General features: G+C 65.9%; 17 protein-coding genes. 16 read left to right on the top strand and 1 reads right to left on the bottom strand.

The annotated features are described in order from the left end of the window. Window positions 1–27: 27 nt before the first annotated feature. The 3 genes from HGB10_03490 (at window position 28) to HGB10_03480 (ending at window position 2,977) form a co-directional block, all read left to right on the top strand. Window positions 28–657 (top strand): hypothetical protein, encoded by a 630-nt coding sequence (locus HGB10_03490; GenBank protein NTU70869.1) that lies wholly within the window; start codon window positions 28–30, stop codon window positions 655–657. A 222-nt stretch (window positions 658–879) separates the two neighbouring features. After that, window positions 880–2,061, top strand: coding sequence for an HD domain-containing protein (locus HGB10_03485; protein NTU70868.1), 1,182 nt, complete (start codon window positions 880–882; stop codon window positions 2,059–2,061). A 211-nt stretch (window positions 2,062–2,272) separates the two neighbouring features. After that, window positions 2,273–2,977: a DUF427 domain-containing protein gene (locus HGB10_03480; protein NTU70867.1), complete on the top strand. Its 705-nt coding sequence runs from the start codon at window positions 2,273–2,275 to the stop codon at window positions 2,975–2,977. Window positions 2,978–2,990: 13 nt separating this feature from the next. Here the strand turns inward: HGB10_03480 and HGB10_03475 are convergent, their stop codons facing one another. Further along, window positions 2,991–4,187 (bottom strand): M28 family peptidase, encoded by a 1,197-nt coding sequence (locus HGB10_03475; protein ID NTU70866.1) that lies wholly within the window; start codon window positions 4,185–4,187, stop codon window positions 2,991–2,993. A 175-nt stretch (window positions 4,188–4,362) separates the two neighbouring features. Here HGB10_03475 and HGB10_03470 point away from each other — a divergent pair, with 175 nt between their 5' ends. The 13 genes from HGB10_03470 to HGB10_03410 all read left to right on the top strand — a co-directional run bounded on the left by HGB10_03470 (window position 4,363) and on the right by HGB10_03410 (window position 19,456). Further along, window positions 4,363–5,394: a hypothetical protein gene (locus tag HGB10_03470; protein ID NTU70865.1), complete on the top strand. Its 1,032-nt coding sequence runs from the start codon at window positions 4,363–4,365 to the stop codon at window positions 5,392–5,394. Further along, the gene (locus HGB10_03465; GenBank protein NTU70864.1) at window positions 5,394–6,245 is read left to right on the top strand and encodes an oxidoreductase; all 852 of its coding nucleotides are present in this window, start codon (window positions 5,394–5,396) and stop codon (window positions 6,243–6,245) included. Before HGB10_03470 ends, HGB10_03465 begins: the two co-directional genes overlap by 1 nt. A 1-nt stretch (window position 6,246) precedes the next feature. Beyond that, complete coding sequence (locus HGB10_03460; protein NTU70863.1) at window positions 6,247–6,999, top strand: NADH:ubiquinone oxidoreductase; 753 nt, start codon at window positions 6,247–6,249, stop codon at window positions 6,997–6,999. A gap of 6 nt (window positions 7,000–7,005) precedes the next feature. Then, entirely contained in the window at window positions 7,006–8,322 is a 1,317-nt protein-coding gene (locus tag HGB10_03455) for a Ni/Fe hydrogenase subunit alpha (protein NTU70862.1), read from the top strand. 5 nt (window positions 8,323–8,327) lie between these two features. Further along, entirely contained in the window at window positions 8,328–8,810 is a 483-nt protein-coding gene (locus HGB10_03450) for a hydrogenase maturation protease (protein ID NTU70861.1), read from the top strand. A gap of 54 nt (window positions 8,811–8,864) precedes the next feature. Further along, on the top strand, window positions 8,865–9,737 hold the full coding sequence (locus tag HGB10_03445) for a hypothetical protein (GenBank protein NTU70860.1): 873 nt from the start codon (window positions 8,865–8,867) through the stop codon (window positions 9,735–9,737). Window positions 9,738–9,751: 14 nt separating this feature from the next. Further along, window positions 9,752–10,978 carry an aminoacetone oxidase family FAD-binding enzyme gene (locus tag HGB10_03440; GenBank protein NTU70859.1) on the top strand — a complete coding sequence of 409 codons (1,227 nt, stop codon included), beginning with the start codon at window positions 9,752–9,754 and terminating at the stop codon, window positions 10,976–10,978. Further along, window positions 10,975–12,600, top strand: a complete 1,626-nt coding sequence (locus tag HGB10_03435) for an FAD-dependent oxidoreductase (GenBank protein ID NTU70858.1) — start codon at window positions 10,975–10,977, stop codon at window positions 12,598–12,600. Before HGB10_03440 ends, HGB10_03435 begins: the two co-directional genes overlap by 4 nt. A 16-nt stretch (window positions 12,601–12,616) precedes the next feature. Then, a complete protein-coding gene (locus HGB10_03430; GenBank protein ID NTU70857.1) occupies window positions 12,617–13,561 on the top strand; it encodes a DMT family transporter in 945 nt (314 codons plus the stop codon). Between the two features lie 36 nt (window positions 13,562–13,597). Next, the gene (locus HGB10_03425) at window positions 13,598–15,250 is read left to right on the top strand and encodes an STAS domain-containing protein (GenBank protein ID NTU70856.1); all 1,653 of its coding nucleotides are present in this window, start codon (window positions 13,598–13,600) and stop codon (window positions 15,248–15,250) included. 68 nt (window positions 15,251–15,318) lie between these two features. Continuing rightward, on the top strand, window positions 15,319–16,281 hold the full coding sequence (corA, locus tag HGB10_03420; GenBank protein NTU70855.1) for a magnesium/cobalt transporter CorA: 963 nt from the start codon (window positions 15,319–15,321) through the stop codon (window positions 16,279–16,281). Continuing rightward, complete coding sequence (locus HGB10_03415; GenBank protein ID NTU70854.1) at window positions 16,275–16,946, top strand: CDP-alcohol phosphatidyltransferase family protein; 672 nt, start codon at window positions 16,275–16,277, stop codon at window positions 16,944–16,946. Before corA ends, HGB10_03415 begins: the two co-directional genes overlap by 7 nt. Next, window positions 16,943–19,456, top strand: a complete 2,514-nt coding sequence (locus tag HGB10_03410; protein ID NTU70853.1) for an NTP transferase domain-containing protein — start codon at window positions 16,943–16,945, stop codon at window positions 19,454–19,456. Before HGB10_03415 ends, HGB10_03410 begins: the two co-directional genes overlap by 4 nt. The last annotated feature ends 32 nt before the right edge of the window (window positions 19,457–19,488 follow it).

Below are 19,488 nucleotides of genomic sequence, written 5' to 3'. Positions count from 1 at the left end.
TGAGCGCGGCAGATATGGGGAGGCTAGGTGGCGGGATACGATCTTCAGCCCGGCGAGGCATTCGTACACAAGGCTGATCGCGTGCTCTACGGTGGCTTCTTGGCATCCTACGCGGACGAACTACTTCTCACGAGCCACAACTTGGTGCTCCTTCAAAAGGGCGCCCTTGGTCGCATGGCCCTGAAGGCCGCCAAACTCGATCAGGTCGTGAACCTGTCACCTCAGCAGGTCAAGGTCTTCCCACTCCATCAGATAAAGGTCTTTCAGGGCCATGCTCAGGCGCTGGTGGGAAAGCAGCAGAATGGCTCGCCTGCCCTAGACGTCTACTTCCACAGAGGCACCGAGCACTTCGGATTCGAGAGCCACAGAGAAGCCATCTTCTGGTCGCAGAAGATCGACGAGGTCATAACCGGCACTCCTGCGACGATGATTTCTCCCAACTCCTCGAGTGCGGCGCAGATTGCGGCGGCCGTGAAGGATACGGTGGACATCTTCAAACAGACTTTCGGCATAGAGTCCAAGTCCACTGTCGCTGCCGTGGTGGCTGTGGCAGCTGTGCCGGCTCAGGGCCGATGCCTCTGCTGTGGTGCGCCATGCTCCGGCAATCAGGGGCAAGCGGTTGTCTGCAGCTATTGCGGCACGGCGAACCAGCTCTGACCAGCCAGCGGCGGTCTAGTGGGTCCGAGTCCGCAGACTACCTCGAGTCTTGAGCTGGACGGTGTACATTGCTGGATAGGCTCATTCGGCCAGCTGTTTTGGCCACTACGCATCCTCGGAAACAGCACGGCAATCGTCGGGCGGATATACTCATGCGAGACACGTGCTCTTCGCTCGCTCGCAGACGTTTCCGATCGGACGCTGCCTTGGGGGTAGTCCGTAATGACGCCGAGTTCATCCACACGAGCGCTCGAGGCCATCGCTCGCATCCCCTCAGCCGAGCTGTCGAGGCTGCTTGAAGCGAGCGCGTCGCTCGCCTCGTCGCTCGATCTCGATGAGGTGCTCCAGACTGCGATCGAGTGCGCTGTGCGCGTTCTCGAACTCGATACCGGTGCAATCTACCTGCTCGATGACGCGGATCTGATTCTCGGCGCCACGACGCCGCCGTTGCCAGATGAGTTCCCGACGGAGTTTCGACGCGAGCCACTCGGCGAACATATGCACGTCCGTCGCTGCCTTGACGAGCGCGAGCCCGTCATGATTGCCGACTGGACCAAAGAACAGATGAGCGACGCCGAGCGCATTGTGTGTGAGGCGCGCGAGCTGCACTCCATCCTCTATGTGCCACTAGTCGTCGCGGAAGATGCGGTGGGCTGCTTCATCGTTGGTACGGTTCGGCGTGAGTGCGAGTTCAGGGAATCGGACGTCGATCTTTGCCGTGCTCTCTCCAACGAAATCGGGCTTGCACTTGCGAATGCGCGCCTCCATGAGTCCGTGAAGCAGTCGCATGATGAACTCGAGTGGGCCTACGACGCCACGCTTGAGGGCTGGTCTCTCGCGCTGGAGATGCGTGACGACGAGACGCGAGGACACGCTCACAGGGTTTCGACTCTCTCGGCGGAGCTCGCGCGGGCAGTGGGCATGCCCGAGGAGGATGTCATCCAGGTCAGGCGTGGCGCGCTGCTCCATGACATCGGCAAGATGGTCGTGCCGGATGCCATTCTTCACAAACATGGTCCGCTCAACGAGCACGAGTGGGCGATCATGCGCGAGCACCCAGAGAACGCTCGCGGCTTTCTGGCCAAGATCGACTACCTCGCACCGGCTCTGGACATCCCGTACTGCCATCACGAGCGCTGGGACGGTACCGGCTACCCGCAGGGTCTGGCCCGATATGACATCCCGTTGTCCGCGCGCGTGTTCGCTGTCATCGATTCGTACGATGCGCTCACATCTGATCGGCCGTACCGAGCGGCTTGGTCGGAGAAGGACGCCATCGACCACATCCGAGAGGGAGCGGGGTCGCATTTCGACCCGGACATCGTCACTCAGTTCCTGCAGATGATCGCCACCGGCAATCGTGAGGAGCGCCCCGATGCAGTTCCCAGCGCTGGAGGTTCGTGACCTCGAAGGCACCGTCCACGTGATTCCCGACGGCCTGCCCGGCGGCCCGCACGTGATCATCCTGGCGTTTCATCAGTGGCACCAGTCACTTGTCGGACAGTGGAAGTCGGACCTGGAGGCGTGGGCGCTTCGTCATCCCGGGACCGAGGTCTGGGAGGTGCCGAGCCTCTCATCCGGCTACCGACTCTTCCGCGGCAGTATCGATGGGGGCATGCGGGCAGGGATTCCCGATCCGGACACCCGTCGCCACACGCTCACGGCCTACACCGATCTGGGCGCCTTGGCCAAGGACCTCGCGATCGAGAACCTCGACACGATTCAACTGTTTCTGGTCGATTGCTCAGGCACCATTCTGTGGCGGGCGCAGGGCGAACCTTCAGCCGAGAGCCTCCGTTCGCTCGACTCGGCCACCGCGGCCTCTGCGGGGAGTGAGGCCGTGGCGAGTACGCGCGCAAAGGAGAAGGTCGCGGACTATCCGAGACCCCCGGCGATCGAACGCGTCGACCGTCGTCTCAGGGCGGCCGTGGCCGGCAACGTGATCGCCGAGACCGACTCGCCGATCAGGATCCTGGAGACCTTTCACCCGCCGGTGTACTACACCCGTCCCGAAGACGTGGATATGCAATTCCTCGTCCCGAGCCCGCACACGTCGTTTTGCGAGTTCAAGGGTGAAGCTCACTACTACTCGCTCGTGGTTGACGGAAAGAAGCAATCCAACGTCGGCTGGTACTACCCGCACCCGTCACCCGGCTACGAGGAGCTCGCGAATCACGTCGCCTTCTACGCGTGGGCGCTCGATGAAGCCACGATCGACGGCGAGCAGGTCGTCCCGCAGCCCGGGCACTTCTACGGCGGATGGGTGACGAGCGACCTCGAAGGGCCGTTCAAGGGCGAGCCCGGGACCATGGGCTGGTAGGGGCGACAACGCCCTACAGCCCCACAATCACATCCGCGACGAACTGCGCCGTCTGTGCGAGCAGCTCGTAATCGAGCACATCGGGCGCATCGGCCGGGGTATGGAACAGTTCGCGAGCGCCCCGTGCGAAGTCGTGGCTCGTCACGGCTATCGAGGGGACGCCACGCATCGCGAAGATCATGTGGTCGCTCGCCGGCCACTGCGGGCCCTCCGTGACGTGCGGGTTGTTCTCGGCGATTCGAGCCACCAAAGCGGCTGTCGCATCGTCGACTTCGTAGAGCGAGTAGGCGCTCGGCACTCCGAGTAGTCCGGCGGCATCGATGTTGATGAAGAGCCGGACGTCGGCGAGGTCCGGGTTGGCGTCGAGCCAGGTGAGTTCGCCTGGAGCGAGCACGTGGTCCTCGCCGTTGAAGGGCACGAACTCGAGGGTGTGCCCGATTTCCACCCCGCCGAGCAGATCGGCGACGGCCAACATGACGGCCACCCCGGCTGCGTTGTCGGCGGCACCGGGCGTGTCGGGCTTCGAGTCGAAGTGCGCGCTGACGATGATGCGACCGTCGCGTGCTCCGACCCTGCGCCCAATCGGCTGTACAGCCGTCGAGGGGCGGACCTCGGAGTCGATGGTGATCGCGATGCGCTGGCCCTTCAGTCTCGCGAGATCGACGCCCTGCTCATCGGTCATGTATGCGGTCGGAGCGGCGAATCCCACCTCTTCGATCAGCGGGAACGGCGACATCGCGCCGGTCATCGGGTCCTTGCCAGTCGCCGAGAGCACCGCAAGCGGCCGTGCGGCCTCCAAAGCGTCGACGATCTCCGTGTGCTCGGGGTTGGCGTAGAACGGGTAGCCGCGAGGCGTGAACTGCGTCGCAGCAATGTCTCCGCAGAGCAAGACGACCGCACCCGGCTCGCCGATGGCGCCGATCTCATCGGCGGTACGGACGACGACGAGCGTTCCCTCGCCGGTCAGGGTGGGGGAGAACGGCCCCGGGTGGATCTCGATGTCGATGCTGTCGCCGCGCACGCTCGCACGCCCGTAGCGCCACTCAGGAACCTCGAACTCGAGGGAATCGGTGGCCAGGCCGGCTCCGCTCAGACGTTGCAGTACGTACTCCGCAGCGTCTCGGTTGCGCTGGGTTCCCAGATCGCGCCCGGCAGGGTCGCACAGGCGCTCAACGTCGCTTCGAATCGCAGCTTCGGTTCTGTCCAGCATTCCCGGTCCTCTCGCTCACGGCCGCCACGAAGTAGGTACCCGTCAGCCTGACAGCTGGACGCCGGCTGCTGCGCTGTGCCCCCGTTCACCGAATGTACCTGAACGAGTCTTGCGAGGGGGCGGGTTCGACGGTAGGGTAGCCCGAGTTGCCCATGTTCGATGCCGGGGGTGAACTATGCCTGTCTTCTTCACGGAGGCGGCCGATTTCGGTCCCTTCGTGGACTCACTTGTGCGCGCCTCGCGCGTCGTGGGTCCGATTGCCAAGCGTCAGAAGTTCGTGTTTGGCGAGGTGCATTCCGCACAGGAGTTGCGGCTCGACTACGACGTCACGCTCTTGCCACCCAAGAAGGTGTTCTTCCCGCCCAAGCAGGCGATCGCTTCGTTTGACGCCGATCGCGTCGACGGCGAGATCGTGCCGATCGAGACGGTGTTGCTCGGCGTGCATCCCTACGATGTGCGCGGCATCGACATGACGGACTTCCTGTACCGCGAGGGCAATGCGGACTGGAACTACCTCGCTCAGCGCGAAGCCACCACTATCGTCGCGTCGTGCGTGCAGAACGTCGCGCCGCGTGCCTTCTGGGCCTCGATGGCAGACGGGAACCAACCGCAGGGCCACGACGCGTTCCTCACCCAGATCGAGGGTGGATACGTCTACGAGACCCGCACGCCCGCCGGGGAGGCGTTGCTTGCGCACGGCAACTTCCGTGAGGCGACCGCCGATCACATCGCTGCAGCCGGTCGCGCCAACGCCGACGCGCTCGCGCAGTGTCAGTCGCAGTTGCCCTACTCGAGCGCTCAGATCGCAGCGACGGTACGTGAATCGTTTGGCGACAACGCGATGTGGGACGTGCTCGCCAAGGACTGCTTCTCGTGCGGCTCATGCAACATCGTGTGCCCCACCTGCTACTGCTTCGACATGCGAGACACGTGGAATCTCGATCAGAAGTCGGGCAATCGCACCCGCTACTGGGATGCGTGTATGACGCGCGAGTTTGCCGCGATCTCCATGCCCGGCGGCGGTCACGAGAACTTCCGTGAGACGCATCAAGAGCGCTTTCGCCATCGGTTCATGCGCAAGGGCGCGTACCTCAACGAGAAGCTCGGTGGTCTGGCGTGCACCGGTTGTGGGCGCTGCTCGGCGGCGTGCACGGCCGACATCGCCGATCCGGTCAAGGTCATCAACGCAATCATGGAGTGGTCGTAATGGCAATCGATACCCACGAGTGCGAGTGCGAGAAGCGCGAGAGCCTGTTCGTTCCGCGTGAGGCACGCATCCTCCACACACATGCTCCCACCAGCACCGAGAAGCACTTCACGCTGCAGTTCGTCGACGGCAGCCCGCTGAAGTTCCAGCCCGGTCAGATCCTCGAGGTCGGCGTCATGGGCTACGGCGAGATTCCCATCGGTATCGCGAGTTCACCGACGCGCACGAACACCTTCGAGATCGTCGTGCGTACTGTTGGACGCGTGTCGACCGCGATCAACAGCAAGTCGATCGGAGACTCGCTGTGGGTTCGGGGGCCGCTGGGGCACGGGTTCGACGTCGAGGCGCTGCGGGGAAACGACGTGCTCATAGTCGCGGGCGGCATAGGTATTTGCCCCACGCGCAGCCTCATCCAGTACATCGCCGATCAGCGCGATGACTTCGGTCGCTTCGTGCTCTTCTACGGCGCACGCGATCCGCTGCAGTTGCTCTTTCCCGAGGATCGCGGCGTGTGGCGCGCGACCCACGGCATCGAGTACCACGAGACGGTTGACCGCGCCGATGTCTCATGGACCGGCAACGTAGGCGTCATCACGACGCTGTTCCGCAACACGCAGCTGTCCGCCGAGACGCGCGTCATCATCTGCGGACCGCCGGTCATGTTCGAGTTCGTCATCCGCGAGCTCGACCAGGCGGGCATCAAGCGCGAGAACATCTATGTGGACCTCGAGCGCCGCATGAAGTGCGGCGTGGGCAAGTGCGGCCACTGTCAGATCAACGACAAGTACTGCTGCATCGACGGCCCGGTGTTCACGTACGCCGAGATCCACGAGCTTGAGGAGGCGATCTAGCATGCCGGCCACCCGCAAACCCACGCTCGCCTTCTTCGACTTCGCATCATGTGAGGGCTGTCAGATCGAGTTCACGAACTTCGGCGATGCGGCAACGCTCGAGCTGCTGTCCCACGTCGATATCGTTGAGTTTCGTGAGGCGATGACGGAGACCACCGACCAACGCATCGACTTCGCGCTCATCGAGGGCAGCTACACCCGCGAGGAGGACCGCGCGCGCCTCGCCGAGATCCGCAAGCGTGCACGAGTGGTCATCGCGTACGGCGCGTGCGCCTCGACCGGCGGCATCAACGCACTCAAGAACCACCAGGACGACTTCGCGGATTACGTGTACGGCGACGACGCCACCATGTCCCACCTGCGAAGTGGCACGGCTCGGCCCATCTCGGCGGCGATCGAGGTCGACTATGAGGTGCTCGGCTGCCCCATGAGCAAGGAAGAGCTGCTCAACGTCATCTCGAACCTGCTGCACGGTACGCGTTACTTCGCACCGACGTACCCCGTGTGCGTGCAGTGCAAGCGTCGCGAAACGATCTGCCGATACGACGAGGGCGATCACTGCATGGGCCAGGTCGCGCGTGCCGGATGCGGCGCCCCGTGCCCTGCCGACGGTGTGCCCTGTGAGGCGTGCCGCGGCTTCGTCGAAGACGCAAACCTGCCTGCACTCGAGAAGGTGCTCGTCGAGCGCGCCGGCTTCAGCCAGAAGCGCGCTGTCGGCAAGTCCCGCATGTTCACCGCGAACCTGAGGAGTTAGCGGCCGATGTCACAGACGATCAACATCGACGTTCACCACCTGACCCGCGTCGAGGGTCACGGCAACATCCTGATCAACGTCGCCGATGGCGTCATCGAGCAGTGCGAGTGGCAGGTGCCTGAGGCGCCCCGCTTCTTCGAGGCGATGGTGCGCGGCCGCCACTACTCGGAGGTCGCCCGCATCACGAGCCGCATCTGCGGCATCTGCTCCATCGGGCATTCGCTCGCGTCCGTGAAGGCGACCGAAGTCGCCCTCGGCATCGAGGTCACGCCGCAGACGCGCAAGCTGCGCACGCTGCTCAAGCACGCCGAGAACTTCGACAGCCACGTCCTGCACGTCTACGTGCTGGTCGCACCCGACCTGCTCGGCGCGCAGTCCGCGTTCGCGCTGCTGCCCACCCACGCCGAGGTCGTCGCGCGCGCCCTGCGCCTCAAGCGCCTCGCGCACGAGTGGGGTTCGCTCATCGGCGGCCGCACCACGCATCCCACGACGGTGCTGCCGGGCGGTTTCTCGAAGGTCCCGACGGTCGCTGAGCTCACCGCGATGCGCGACAAGCTCGCAGCCGCGGTGCCCGACCTCGAGGCGACGCTCGAGACGATCGCCGCACTCGCTCCGGCGATTCCCGCGTTCGATCGTCCCACCGAGTACATGGCGGTCTCCTCGGATGAGGAGTACGGCCTCTACGACGGCCACATCCAGACGATCCTTCCCGACGGCGATCGTGCTCGCTACGAGGTCGCCGACTACCGTAGCTGCACCAACGAGTACGTCTCGGAGAAGTCGACGGCGAAGTACGCCAAGAACCGCCTCGATAGCTACGCGGCTGGGGCGCTGGCTCGCTTCAATGTGAACTACGATTCCCTGCACCCGGAGGCCAAGAAGGTTGCCGAGTCGCTGGGGATCCAGCCCATCTGCACCAATCCGTACTTCAACTCGGTTGCCCAGGTCGTTGAGATCGTGCACTCCGCGCACGAGGGACTGCGTCTGTTCGACGAGCTCATCGCCGAGGGCGTGACCGAGGAGCCGCTCGTGCAGCCGACCCGCTTCGCTTCGGGCGCCTCGGCGGTCGAAGTGCCGCGCGGCATTCTCTTCCATGAGTACAGCTACGACGAAGAGGGCCTGTGCACCGAGGCGAACTGCATCATCCCCACCGGCCAGAACCACGCCAACATCCAGGCAGACTTCGACGCGTTGCTGCCCGAGCTTCTCGCGGCCGGCAAGTCCGAGGATGAGATGCGACTCGCGTTCGAGATGCTCGTGCGCGCCTACGACCCGTGCATCTCATGCTCGACGCACTACCTGGACGTCGAGTTCGTGCGCTGAGTGCCGTGCGCTATCTGATCGGCATCGGGAACTACTACGGTCGCGACGACTCGATCGGGCTTCGCATCGCCGAGCACATCGGCGAGGCGGGGCTCGATCGTGGTTTTCGCGTCATCGACCTCGGTGGCAACCTGCTCGACCTCGTGCACTACCTCGACGCCGAGTCCGAGGCCGTCCTCATCGTCGACTCGGCGCGCATGGGTATCGAGCCCGGCGAGTATGCGTTCTTCACCCCGGATCAGGTCGCGAGCGTGAAGGGGAGTGCAGGCTTCTCCACCCACGAGGGCGACCTGCTCAAGGTGCTCGAGTTCGCGGCGGCCGCTGCCACCTCTCCGCTGCCTCCGGTCACCATAATGGGCATCGAGCCGGCGGAACTTGCCGACGAGCCGGGCATCTCGCGGACGCTCGAAACGCAACTCGACGAGTACGTGGCCGCGGCGGTGCGGTTCATCGCAGCCGACGACGCCGGCACCGAGTCGGCAGAGTAGACGGAGCCCCGTCGCGCTATCCTGATCCGGGCGCCCTCGAGCGGGGCGACGCGAATGAGGGGCGCGAACCACGCGATGCACAACGACTACGAGTTGCTGGACAGCGGCGACGGGCGAAAGCTCGAGCGCTTCGGCGATGTCGTGCTCGCGCGTCCATGTGGGCAGGCGGTCTGGAGTACGCAGCGTCCGGAGATCTGGGCGAGCGCCACGGCCCGCTTCGAGCGCGAGTCCGGGTGGCAGGTGCGAGCCGACGCCGAGCTGCCCGCACGCTGGACCGTCACCGTCAACGGCATCACCCTTGGGCTGAGCGCAACACCGGCCGGGCATCTCGGCGTGTTTCCCGAGACGCGAACGGTGTGGGACTGGCTCGGCGAGTCGTTTGCGATGGCTGATGGCGCGAAGCCGAGCGTGCTGAACCTCTTCGCGTATTCCGGCGGGGCGACGCTTGCCGCGGCGCGGGCTGGCTGCTCGGTGTGTCACGTCGACTCATCCAAGGCGATGGTCACCCGAGCTCGCGAGAATGCAGCGCTCAACGACCTCGAAGCCGCACCGATCCGTTGGATCGTGGACGACGTGGGCAAGTTCCTCGACCGCGAGATCCGCCGCGGTCGCACCTACGATGCGGTCATGCTCGACCCGCCCTCCTTCGGGCGCGGCACCAAGGGTGAGCAGTACCGATTCGACCGAGACCTCGCGTCTACGCTGGAGCGCTGCAAGGCGCTTCGAACCGACGGACCGGGATTCGTGCTCCTGACGTCGCACACGCAGGGCGTCACCGCCGAGCAGCTCGGCGCCGCGCTGGAAGACGTCTTGGGGTCCGGGGAGGTGGCCTCGGGTGACATGGAGCTGACCGGGGCTGTCGATGTACGGCCCGTCGCAGACGGTGTTTGGGTACGCTGGACGCGTACGCCCGTGACGGCCGGATGATGGAGCGGCACGAGATGCGCGAGCCGAGGGTCGTGATAGTCGGCGGTGGAGCCGCCGGGCTGGTGGCAGCCATCGCTTCCGCGCGCCTCGGCGCGACGGTGACGGTGCTCGAGCCCGGTGAGCGCGTCGGTCGCAAGATCCTCGCGAGCGGCAACGGCCGCTGCAACCTCACCAACCTCGCGATCGCGCCTGAAGCGTTCAACCAGCCTGAGTTCGTCGCGCCGGTCCTCTCGGCGTACCCGTACGAGCGTGTGCGCGACTTCTTCGCACAACTCGGGCTGCTCACGACGCCTGACGACGAGGGGCGCGTGTATCCCACGACCAACGCGGCTGCGTCCGTGCTCGACGTACTGCGGTTCGAGTGCGATCACCTGGGTGTGGAGGTGCGGACGGGCTTCGAGGTCGTCCGCATCGCGCCATCGCGCGACGACAGCGGGTTCGAGGCGTTCGCAGGCGACGGCTCTGTGGCGGCCGGCGACTCCTTGGTGGTCGCGACGGGCGGCGGCTCGCTGCTCGCCGAACTCGGGCACACCATCGTCGAAGGCGTCCCCGTGCTCGGGCCGATACGGACGGCCACCGAGCCGATCCGCGGCCTCTCGGGCGTTCGGGTGAAGTGCGCCGCGACGCTGCTCGCCGACGTCGCCGGTGACGGCTCCGGTGGTCGCGCGCTCGCAACCGAGCGCGGTGAGCTGCTGTTTCGCGACTACGGCGTGAGCGGCATCATGATCTTCGACCTATCCCGGCAGCTTGAGCCGGACTGTGTGCTCTCGATAGACCTGTTCCCCGATTTCTCGCAATCGCAGATTGCGGAGCTGATCGGCAAGCGATGTGAACACCTCGCGTGGCGCTCTGCCGAGACGTTCTTCGCCGGCATGCTGCACGACCGGGTCGCTCGCGCGGTTCTGCGGGCGGCGGAGGTTCCCGCCAGCACCCCGGTCGCACAGTTGCCGCAGGAGCGACTTGCAGCGCTGCTCAAGGACTTCCGTCTGCCGGTGGTCGGCAGGGGGGATGCGACACAGTCCCAGGTCACGCGCGGGGGAGCGTCGGTTGACGAGTTCGATGACGAGTCAATGGAGTCGCGCCTCGCGAGCGGGCTGTTCGCCGCCGGCGAGGTGCTCGACGTCGATGGGCGCTCCGGCGGCTTCAACCTGCACTGGGCATGGGCGTCGGGAGTCGTGGCGGGGGAGTACGCCGCTCGGCGCGCTGAGCAGCGCGTGGGGCCCGCGGAGGCTGCCGAGTGATCGAGATCCGCAACCTCGCGGTACCGCTGTCCGCAGGCAACCCGTCCGACGACCGCGAGCTGCGGCTGCTCGCCGCCAAGCGTATCGGCGTCGATGCGAGCGCCATCACGTCGGTCCGAATGCTGAAGCGCTCCGTCGATGCGCGGCGCAAGAGCGACGTCCACTTCGTTGTTGCGCTGAGGGTGCGATTCGACGAGGCGGCAGGGGAGGACCCGCATGCGATCGTGCAGCGACTTGCCGACGCCGACGTCTACGTCGCAGATGACACGCCGCCGCCCGCGACCCTGGAGCTGGCCTCTGCGCCGGCAACGCGACCCGTCGTGGTTGGAACCGGTCCGGCTGGGCTGTTCGCGGCGCTGACGCTCGCTCGTGCGGGCGCGCGCCCGATCGTGCTCGAGCGCGGTGCGGCCCTCGGGCCCCGCATCCGTGCCGTCGATGCGTTCACCCGAGACGGTGTCCTCGACCCGGATTCGAACATCCAGTTCGGGGAAGGCGGGGCCGGTACCTTCTCGGACGGGAAACTCACGACCAACACGCGCGACCCGCGGTGCCGCAGTGTGCTGGAGACGCTTGTGGGCGCTGGAGCGCCCGACGAGATCCTGTGGCAGGCCAAGCCGCACATCGGCACCGATCGGCTCACAGGTGCGGTCAAGCGCGTACGGGAGGAGATAGAGTCGCTCGGCGGCGAAGTCCGCTTCCTGACGCGGCTCGAGGACCTGATTCTCGACGCAGACGGTGCGCTCGCGGGCGTCATCGCGAATGGAGAGCGCGGGCGCGAGGAGTTCTCCGCCGCGGTTCTCGTTCTGGCCACCGGGCACAGTGCCCGCGACACCTTTGAGATGCTGCACGCAAACGGCGCGCACATCGTGCAGAAGCCGTTCTCAATCGGGCTTAGGGTCGAGCACGATCAGCACATGGTGGACCGGGCACAGTACGGCTCGGCGGCAGGTCATCCGGCCCTCGGTGCCGCTGAGTACAAGCTTTCGGTCCAGCTGCCATCCGGGCGGGGTGTGTACACCTTCTGCATGTGCCCCGGCGGTTGGGTGGTGGCTGCGGCGAGCGAGCCAGGCGGCGTCGTCACCAACGGCATGAGCCGATACGCGCGCGAGGGCGCCAACGCGAACGCAGCGTTCCTGGTCAGCGTGTTCCCGAGCGACTTCGACGACGAGCATCCGCTGGCGGGTGTCGCCTTCCAGCGGCGCTGGGAGGATGCTGCATTCAATCTCGGCGGTCGCTCGTTCCGCGCACCGGCGCAGCTCATGGGTGACTTCCTGCAAGGCGTCCCCTCGACGGCTGGCGGGGGAGTCGCGCCCACATACACGCTCGGCGTCGAGTTTGGAGACCTCGCCGGATGTCTTCCGCCGTTCGCGGTCGACGCGCTGCGACAGGCCGCACCGCGTTTCGATCGCCGGATGCGCGGGTTCGCCACGGCCGACGCGGTGCTGACCGGCGTCGAGACGCGCTCCTCGTCCCCGGTGCGCGTCGTGCGCGATGAATCGCTGCAGTCGAATCTGCGCGGCGTCTATCCCTGCGGCGAGGGTGCCGGGTACGCCGGCGGCATCATGTCGGCGGCGGTGGATGGGATACGCTGCGCCGAGGCCGTTCTCGCGCGTTATCGATGACTCCACGGAAAGTCGGATGACGGACTCCAACGCTCGCCCCGAAAGCGGCCAGACCGGCCGCACGCACACGCTGCCGATCCTCGTCGCTCTCGCGGTGATGGTCGTATGGGGCGGCACGCCTCTCTTCTCGAAGGTCGCAGCCGCCGAGATGGACCCGCTGCTCGTGGGCGTGCTGCGAACGGTCTTGGCGGCCTGTCTCGCGGTGCCGGTGGCGCTGTTCATGCGACTCGCGCTTCCCACCGATCGCCGAGGCAAGCAGCTCCTGCTGTTCTCCGGGGCGGCCGCGTTCATCGCGTTTCCGCTGCTGTTCACCATCGGCCAGCATCGCACCTCAGCGCTTCACGGGGCGCTCGTGCTCGCGACGCTCCCGGTGTTCACCAGTCTGTTCGGCACGATCGTCGAGCGTCGGCGGGTGTCGAAGACCTGGGCGCTCGGCTGTGCGATCGCTCTCGCGAGCGAGGCCGTCGTCATCGTGTGGCGGCAGCCGGGGGCGAGCGGCGGCGGCGACATGCGCGCTGATCTCATCGTGCTCGCCTCGTCGGTCATCTGCGCGCTCGGCTATGTCGCGGGTGCCCGGCTCTCCCAGCGCGGCTATCCTGCCCTGTCGACGACGCTGTGGGGCGTCTCACTCTCGGCTGTTCCATTGCTCCCGTTGCTTGCATGGCTGCTCATCCGAGGAGGGCTTCCGTCGGCCGGGGCAGCAGCTTGGTCGTCGGTGCTGGTGCTGGCGCTCCTCACGTCCGTGGTGGGGTACATCGCCTGGTACTGGGCGCTTGCGGCCGGCGGCATCGGGCGGATCGCATCGATCCAGTTCACGCAGCCTCTGTTCGGCGTGGCACTTGCGGCGCTCATACTCGGGGAGCGTCCGGCACCCGTTACGGCCGTCGCGGGTGCTGGCATCCTCATCGGGGCATGGCTCGTGCTGCGCGCCGGGTCGCGCCCGGCCCCTGTGCTACGCTGAGACTCCAACCACCCCGTACGTCTTCCTTGGAGCATCGTGCCCGCATTCATTGAAGCGTGGCGCTCGGGGGCGCTCACGAGCGACTCCGCACTGCGCAATATCGCTGCTGGCATCGTCGTCGGCGTCGTTGCGCTGCCGCTGGCCATGGCCTTTGCCATCGCGTCGGGCGCGGCGCCGGTGCAGGGGCTCTACACCGCCCTCGTCGCAGGACTCGTCGTCACGCTCATCGGCGGGAGTCGCGTGCAGATCGCAGGACCTACCGGCGCGTTCGCGGTGTTACTCTTCGGCGTCACCGCCAAGTACGGCATCGCCGGCCTCCAGATCGTCACGATCCTTGCTGGCGCACTCCTCGTGCTGCTCGGCATCTCCAAGCTCGGCGGGATGGTGCGCTACATCCCCGAATCAGTGGTGCTGGGATTCACTGCCGGCATAGCCGTGGTGATCTGGGTCGGCCAGTGGCCGGCGTTCCTCGGGCTGCCGGCGGTGGGTGGCGTAGCGCTGTACGAGAAGCTCCCCGCGTTGCTCGGCGTACTGCCACAGCTCGACCCGATGACCACGGCACTTGGTGTTGCGAGCCTGCTCATCGTTGTTCTCTGGCCGCGGATTCCCGTGCTCGGGCAAGTCCCCAGCCCGATGGTCGCACTCGTAGGAGCAACGCTGGTCGTCGCCTTCGTGCAGCCGGACGGCGTCGCGACGATCGGCTCGGCGTTCGGGGGCATCCCGAGAGGGCTGCCGCCGCTCACGCTCCCGCACCTCACGATGTCGACCGTGGTCGACTTGCTCCAGCCTGCGGTCGCCGTGGCAATCCTCGGCGCCATTGAGTCGCTGCTTTCCGCCACGGTCGCCGACGGCATGATCGGCACGAAGCACGACCCCAACCAGGAACTCATCGGCCAGGGTGTCGCGAACGTGGCCGCGGGGCTGCTCGGTGGCTTCGCCGCGACCGGCGCGGTTGCGCGGACGGCGACCAACGTTCGACACGGCGGCACCACCCCCGTGGCGGGCCTCGCTCACGCAGCGGTGGTGCTGCTGTTCCTCGTGGTGCTTGCGCCGCTGGCGGTCTACGTCCCGCTCACGGCGCTTTCGGCCGTGCTGTTCGTGGTGGCCTTCAACATGAGCCAGCTCGGTCGTGTGGCCCGTATGGTGCGCCGGGCGCCTCGGTCCGATGCCGCAATCATGCTCGTCACGATGCTGCTCGCCGTGTTCGCCGACGTCTCGGTCGCCGTTGAAGTCGGTGTGATGCTGGCGATGCTGAACTTCTTCCGCCGCATGACCGCCTCGGTCCAGGTGCGAGAGCTGAGCGAAAGCGACGTTTCCGCACGCGTTGCCGTGGGCGGCGACTCCGAGGCGGTGTTACCTCCGGGTGTGATCGTCTACGCGATCGACGGACCGTTCTTCTTCGGTGCCGTGGAGGCGTTCGAGAACGCGCTGGCGACGACCGGTTCGGACCCGCGCGCACTCATCCTCAAGTTCGTGGCCGTCCCGTTCGTGGACATGACCGGCCTGATCGCACTCAAAGACGCCGTGGACTCGCTTGAGAAGCGCGGCATCCACGTCGCGTTGTGTGGTGCGAATGAAGACGTTGCGTCGCGCTTAGCTCGCGCCGAGATCGCGGCCACGGTCGACGTGCCGGTCACGGCGACGTTGTCCGAGGCGGTTGCGGCCGTTCGTGCAGCGCTCGCGACCTGATTCGCCGCCCGCACCTCGTCCCCACACGCTAGACTGATTCGTGCGACGTTTCAGGGGAGGAGTGCCGCGTGACTATAGTGTCAACGCGTTGGGTCGATGAGACGGGGACCGTTCAATGCGAAGAGGGGACCGCGTTCGGTTCCAAAACGCCTGCGAACGGGTTCATCTGGGTCGACGTCGTCGCACCGGACGATGTGGTCCTCGGCGAGCTGGATGCGCGCTTCTCCCTCCATGCGCTCGCACTTGAGGACGTTCGTCACGCCCAATCACGGCCCAAGATAGACATCTACAAGGATTCGCTGTTCCTCGCGTGGCTTGCGCCTCGGCGCCTGACCGCTGACAGCGTGCAAACCGACGAGGTCGACGTCTTCATCGGGAGCGACTACCTGATCACACTTCACGACGAACCCAACGACACCATCGACGTGGTGTCTGCCGACCTGAATCGCGCCATGAGCAAGGGTCCCGACTGGCTGCTGCACGCGATCATCGACCGCCTCGTCGACGACACGCTTCCGCTGGTCGATCAGATCGGCGACAGCCTCGAGGCCATCGAAGACGACATGCTCGACGACAACCCGAGAACCGAGGAGTTGCGCAGCCTGCAGCTCGTCCGACGCCAGCTGCTGCGCTTGCACAGGATCGTGGCGCCTGAGCGCGATATCCTGCGCGGGTTGGCGCGCGAAAGCGACGTGATCAGCGAAGACGCCTACCGCTACTTCCTCGACGTGGGTGACCACGTGGCGCGTGGTCTTGATGCCATCGAAACGTATCAGGACGTCGCTGCGGGCGTGATGGATCTCTATCTCTCCGCACAGAACAACCGCATGAACGAGATCATGAAGCAGCTGACGGTTGTTGCGACGATCTTCATGCCGCTGACACTGATCTCGGGGATATACGGAATGAACATAGTGGTGGGCATGTGGCCCCCGCCTCTGGCCCTCTGGTCATTTCCCGCCGTGGTCGGGGCGATGGTCGTCATCGCAGTCGTGATGGCCGCGTATTTCAGGAAGAGGAATTGGTGGTAGACGAGACCCCGAAACACACTCAGGCGCCCGAGGACGCGCCGTTGCCGGCGAACGCCGAGGAGCACACCCACGACATCTATACCGTCGCGAACATCATCACGGTTCTGCGTCTCATCCTCGTACCGTTCGCATTCGCCGTGCTCATCAACGGCCGCAACAATGGCCTGGCCTTCGCGCTCTTCGCTGTCGCGGCCTCGACCGACTGGCTCGACGGGCAGATCGCCCGAAGAACAGGCACGGTCACGGCGATCGGCAAGGCGATCGACCCGCTGGTGGATCGGTTGCTTCTTGCGGCCGGTGTGCTCGGGCTGTACATGGTAGGACGCCTGCCGGCATGGATGGTTGTGGTGCTTTTCGCGCGTGACGCCTACCTCATGTACGGTGCGTGGCGCCTTGAGCAGTTCCACACACGGCGCATGCCGGTGACGTTCATCGGCAAACTCACGACTGCGGTGCTACTTGTCGGGTTCGCGGATCTCATCCTCGGCTGGCCCATGGTGCCGGGGCTGGGATTCATCGACAGTCCGCACTTGCCCGGGCTGGGCAGTGAGCCGGTTGCCGTGGGCATATACCTTGTCTACGCAGGCATTGCACTCTCACTCACCGCAGCGGTTCAGTACACATTCCTGTTCAGGAGCATGGTCGCAAAGGAGGCGAGCTCATGAAGGCAGTCATCATGGCCGGCGGGGAGGGCACGCGACTTCGCCCTCTGACGTCGCTTCGCCCCAAGCCGATGGTGCCGATAGTCAATCAGCCGGTGATGGAGCACATCCTCGGCCTGGTCAAGCATCACGGCATCACCGATGTCGTCGCCACGCTCGCATTCATGCCGAGGGTCATCCAGGACTACTTCGGGCAGGGCGAGGAGTGGGGCGTCGACATCTCGTACGCTGTCGAGGAGTCGCCGCTTGGCACTGCAGGGTCGGTGAAGAACGCGCACGCCCTGCTTGAGGGCGAGGAGCCGTTCCTCGTCATATCGGGCGACGCGATGACCGATATCGACCTGACGGAGGTCATCGCGTTCCATAAGGCTAAGGGAGCTGCCGTCACCATCGCGCTCAAGCGCGTGGACGACCCGCTCGACTTCGGCGTCGTGGTCACCGACGGCGACGGCCTCATCGAGCGCTTTCTGGAGAAGCCGACGTGGGGCCAGGTCTTCTCGGACACGATCAACACCGGCATCTACGTCGTCGAGTCGTGGGTGCTCGACTACATCCCCGAAGGCGAGCCCTACGACTTCTCCTCCGAGCTGTTCCCCAAGCTCATGGCCGAGGGTCACAAGCTCTACGGCATCGCCGTGGACGGCTACTGGTGCGACGTGGGCAGCCGCGAGAGCTACGTCGAGGTCCATCGCGACATCCTCGCCGGCAAGGCGCACATCCACGTCCCCGGGGTGCACGCGAGCGAGGGGCTGTGGGTCGCGGAATCGGCGAAGATCGAGGAGAACGTAACGCTGGGCGAAGGTGTGGTCATCGGCGAGAACGTGCGCGTGCGCGCCGGTGCTCGTATCGGCGACTTCACGGTCATCGGCGACAACTGCGTCATCGGCACCGACTGCCGGGTCACGCACTCGGTTCTGTGGAGCGACACCTTCGTCGGGCGCGGCGCGACCATCGAGGGCGCGGTGTTGTGCCGTCACGTCGACGTGCGGGCGCGGGCGTCGATCGACATGGGTGCCGTCGTCGGAGACGAGTCGGTCATCGGGCGGGACTCGAGGGTCGGCACCGGCGTCCAGATCTTCCCGTACAAGCGCATCGAGCCCTACGCGACCGTCAACTCCTCGCTCATCTGGGAGTCCACCGGCGTGCGCTCGCTCTTCGGCGATGCCGGCATCCAGGGACTCGTGGGCGTCGACATCACTCCCGAACTCGGCATCAAGGCCGCCGAGGCGTTCGGGTCGCTTCTCCCGGTGGGCGGACACGTCGTGGTCACGCGCGATACCACGCGAGCGGCCCGCATGATCAAGCGGGCGATGGTTGCGGGTCTCAACGCCGCCGGCATCAACGTTCGCGACCTGCGCGTCGCTTCACCGGCAGTCAGCCGATTCACGACTCAGAAGACGCGCTGCGTCGGCGGTATTCACGTGTCGGGTTCGATGCGTGAGCCGCAGTCGCTCGAGATCCGGTTCTTCGACAGTAACGGGCTCGACATCGCGCCCTGGGAGCAGAAGAAGATCGAGCGGCTGTACTTCCGTGAGGAGTTCCGCCGCGCGTTCTTCGACGAGGTCGGCGAGATTCTCTATCCGCCGCGGCCGCTGGAGTACTACTCTGCGGCGCTGAAGGAGGCCATCGCGGACTTCGACCTTGGCACGGAGTGGCGCAAGGTCGTCGCCGACATGGCCGGCGGCACCGCTTCCTTCATCCTGCCGCAGGTCGCTCACGGCTGGCACATGAATCTGATCGCGGTCAACGGCGTCGTCGATTCCGAGGCGACCTCAGCACCATCCGAGAAGCCCACCGAGGAGGGCCTCGTCGAGCTCGCTCGCGCCGTCGAGCTGTTCGGCGCCGACATGGGCGTCGTGTTCGATTGGGGCGCGGAGCGGATCCGATTGCTCACCCACGAAGGGCGGCTTCTCGACGGCGATACGGCGCTCCACGCCGTCATCGACCTCTGGTGCCGTACGCGCGATGGCGAGCCCGGTCACATCGCGGTGCCGCTCGCGGCCTCGCAGGTCGTCGACGCGATTGCAGCGCGCTATGGCCGCGAGGTAATCCGGCCGGGACGCTCGCGCAGGCCGTTGGCCGCCGCCGTGCTCGAGGGCGACGCCGCGTTCGCAGGGTCGATGAGTGGCGGCTTCATCTTCGGTGACTTCTTCCCGGCCTACGACGGAGTGCTGGCGACCGGCATGGTCTCGCGGATGCTTGCCAAGACGGGCATGAGTCTGGCGGACGTCGTCGCATCGCTCCCCGAGTTCCACAAGGCCGAGCAGACCGTGTTGTGCCCGGTCGACCGCAAGGGCACGGTCATGCGCATCGTCACCGAGCGGGCGTCGGGCATGGACGCCGATCTCTCCGAAGGCGTTCGGGTTCACTACTCGGATGGATGGGCGCTCGTGCTGCCCGACCAGAGCGAGCCGAGTGTCACGGTATGGGCCGAAGGTGCTTCCGATGACGTCGCCGTTGCGCGCGTCCAACAGTGGACTCGTCTGGTCGAGGACGCCATCTCGGCGCCGTGAGACATCGTGAGGCTGGCTTTTGAGGCCTTGAC

It is taken from the genome of Coriobacteriia bacterium (assembly GCA_013334745.1).
GTDB lineage: Bacteria > Actinomycetota > Coriobacteriia > Anaerosomatales > JAAXUF01 > JAAXWY01.
The sequence above is the reverse complement of the archived record's forward strand: the minus strand, read 5'-3'. Positions and strand labels throughout refer to the sequence as shown.

Excerpts from the sequence above, each read along its gene's own strand:
- HGB10_03485 (NTU70868.1), top strand. The coding sequence starts at position 880 with ATGACGCCGAGTTCATCCACACGAGCGCTCGAGGCCATCGCTCGCATC.
- HGB10_03480 (NTU70867.1), top strand. The coding sequence starts at position 2,273 with ATGCGGGCAGGGATTCCCGATCCGGACACCCGTCGCCACACGCTCACG.
- HGB10_03475 (NTU70866.1), bottom strand. The coding sequence starts at position 4,187 with ATGCTGGACAGAACCGAAGCTGCGATTCGAAGCGACGTTGAGCGCCTG.
- HGB10_03470 (NTU70865.1), top strand. The coding sequence starts at position 4,363 with ATGCCTGTCTTCTTCACGGAGGCGGCCGATTTCGGTCCCTTCGTGGAC.
- HGB10_03465 (NTU70864.1), top strand. The coding sequence starts at position 5,394 with ATGGCAATCGATACCCACGAGTGCGAGTGCGAGAAGCGCGAGAGCCTG.
- HGB10_03460 (NTU70863.1), top strand. The coding sequence starts at position 6,247 with ATGCCGGCCACCCGCAAACCCACGCTCGCCTTCTTCGACTTCGCATCA.
- HGB10_03455 (NTU70862.1), top strand. The coding sequence starts at position 7,006 with ATGTCACAGACGATCAACATCGACGTTCACCACCTGACCCGCGTCGAG.
- HGB10_03445 (NTU70860.1), top strand. The coding sequence starts at position 8,865 with ATGAGGGGCGCGAACCACGCGATGCACAACGACTACGAGTTGCTGGAC.
- HGB10_03440 (NTU70859.1), top strand. The coding sequence starts at position 9,752 with ATGCGCGAGCCGAGGGTCGTGATAGTCGGCGGTGGAGCCGCCGGGCTG.
- HGB10_03430 (NTU70857.1), top strand. The coding sequence starts at position 12,617 with ATGACGGACTCCAACGCTCGCCCCGAAAGCGGCCAGACCGGCCGCACG.
- HGB10_03410 (NTU70853.1), top strand. The coding sequence starts at position 16,943 with ATGAAGGCAGTCATCATGGCCGGCGGGGAGGGCACGCGACTTCGCCCT.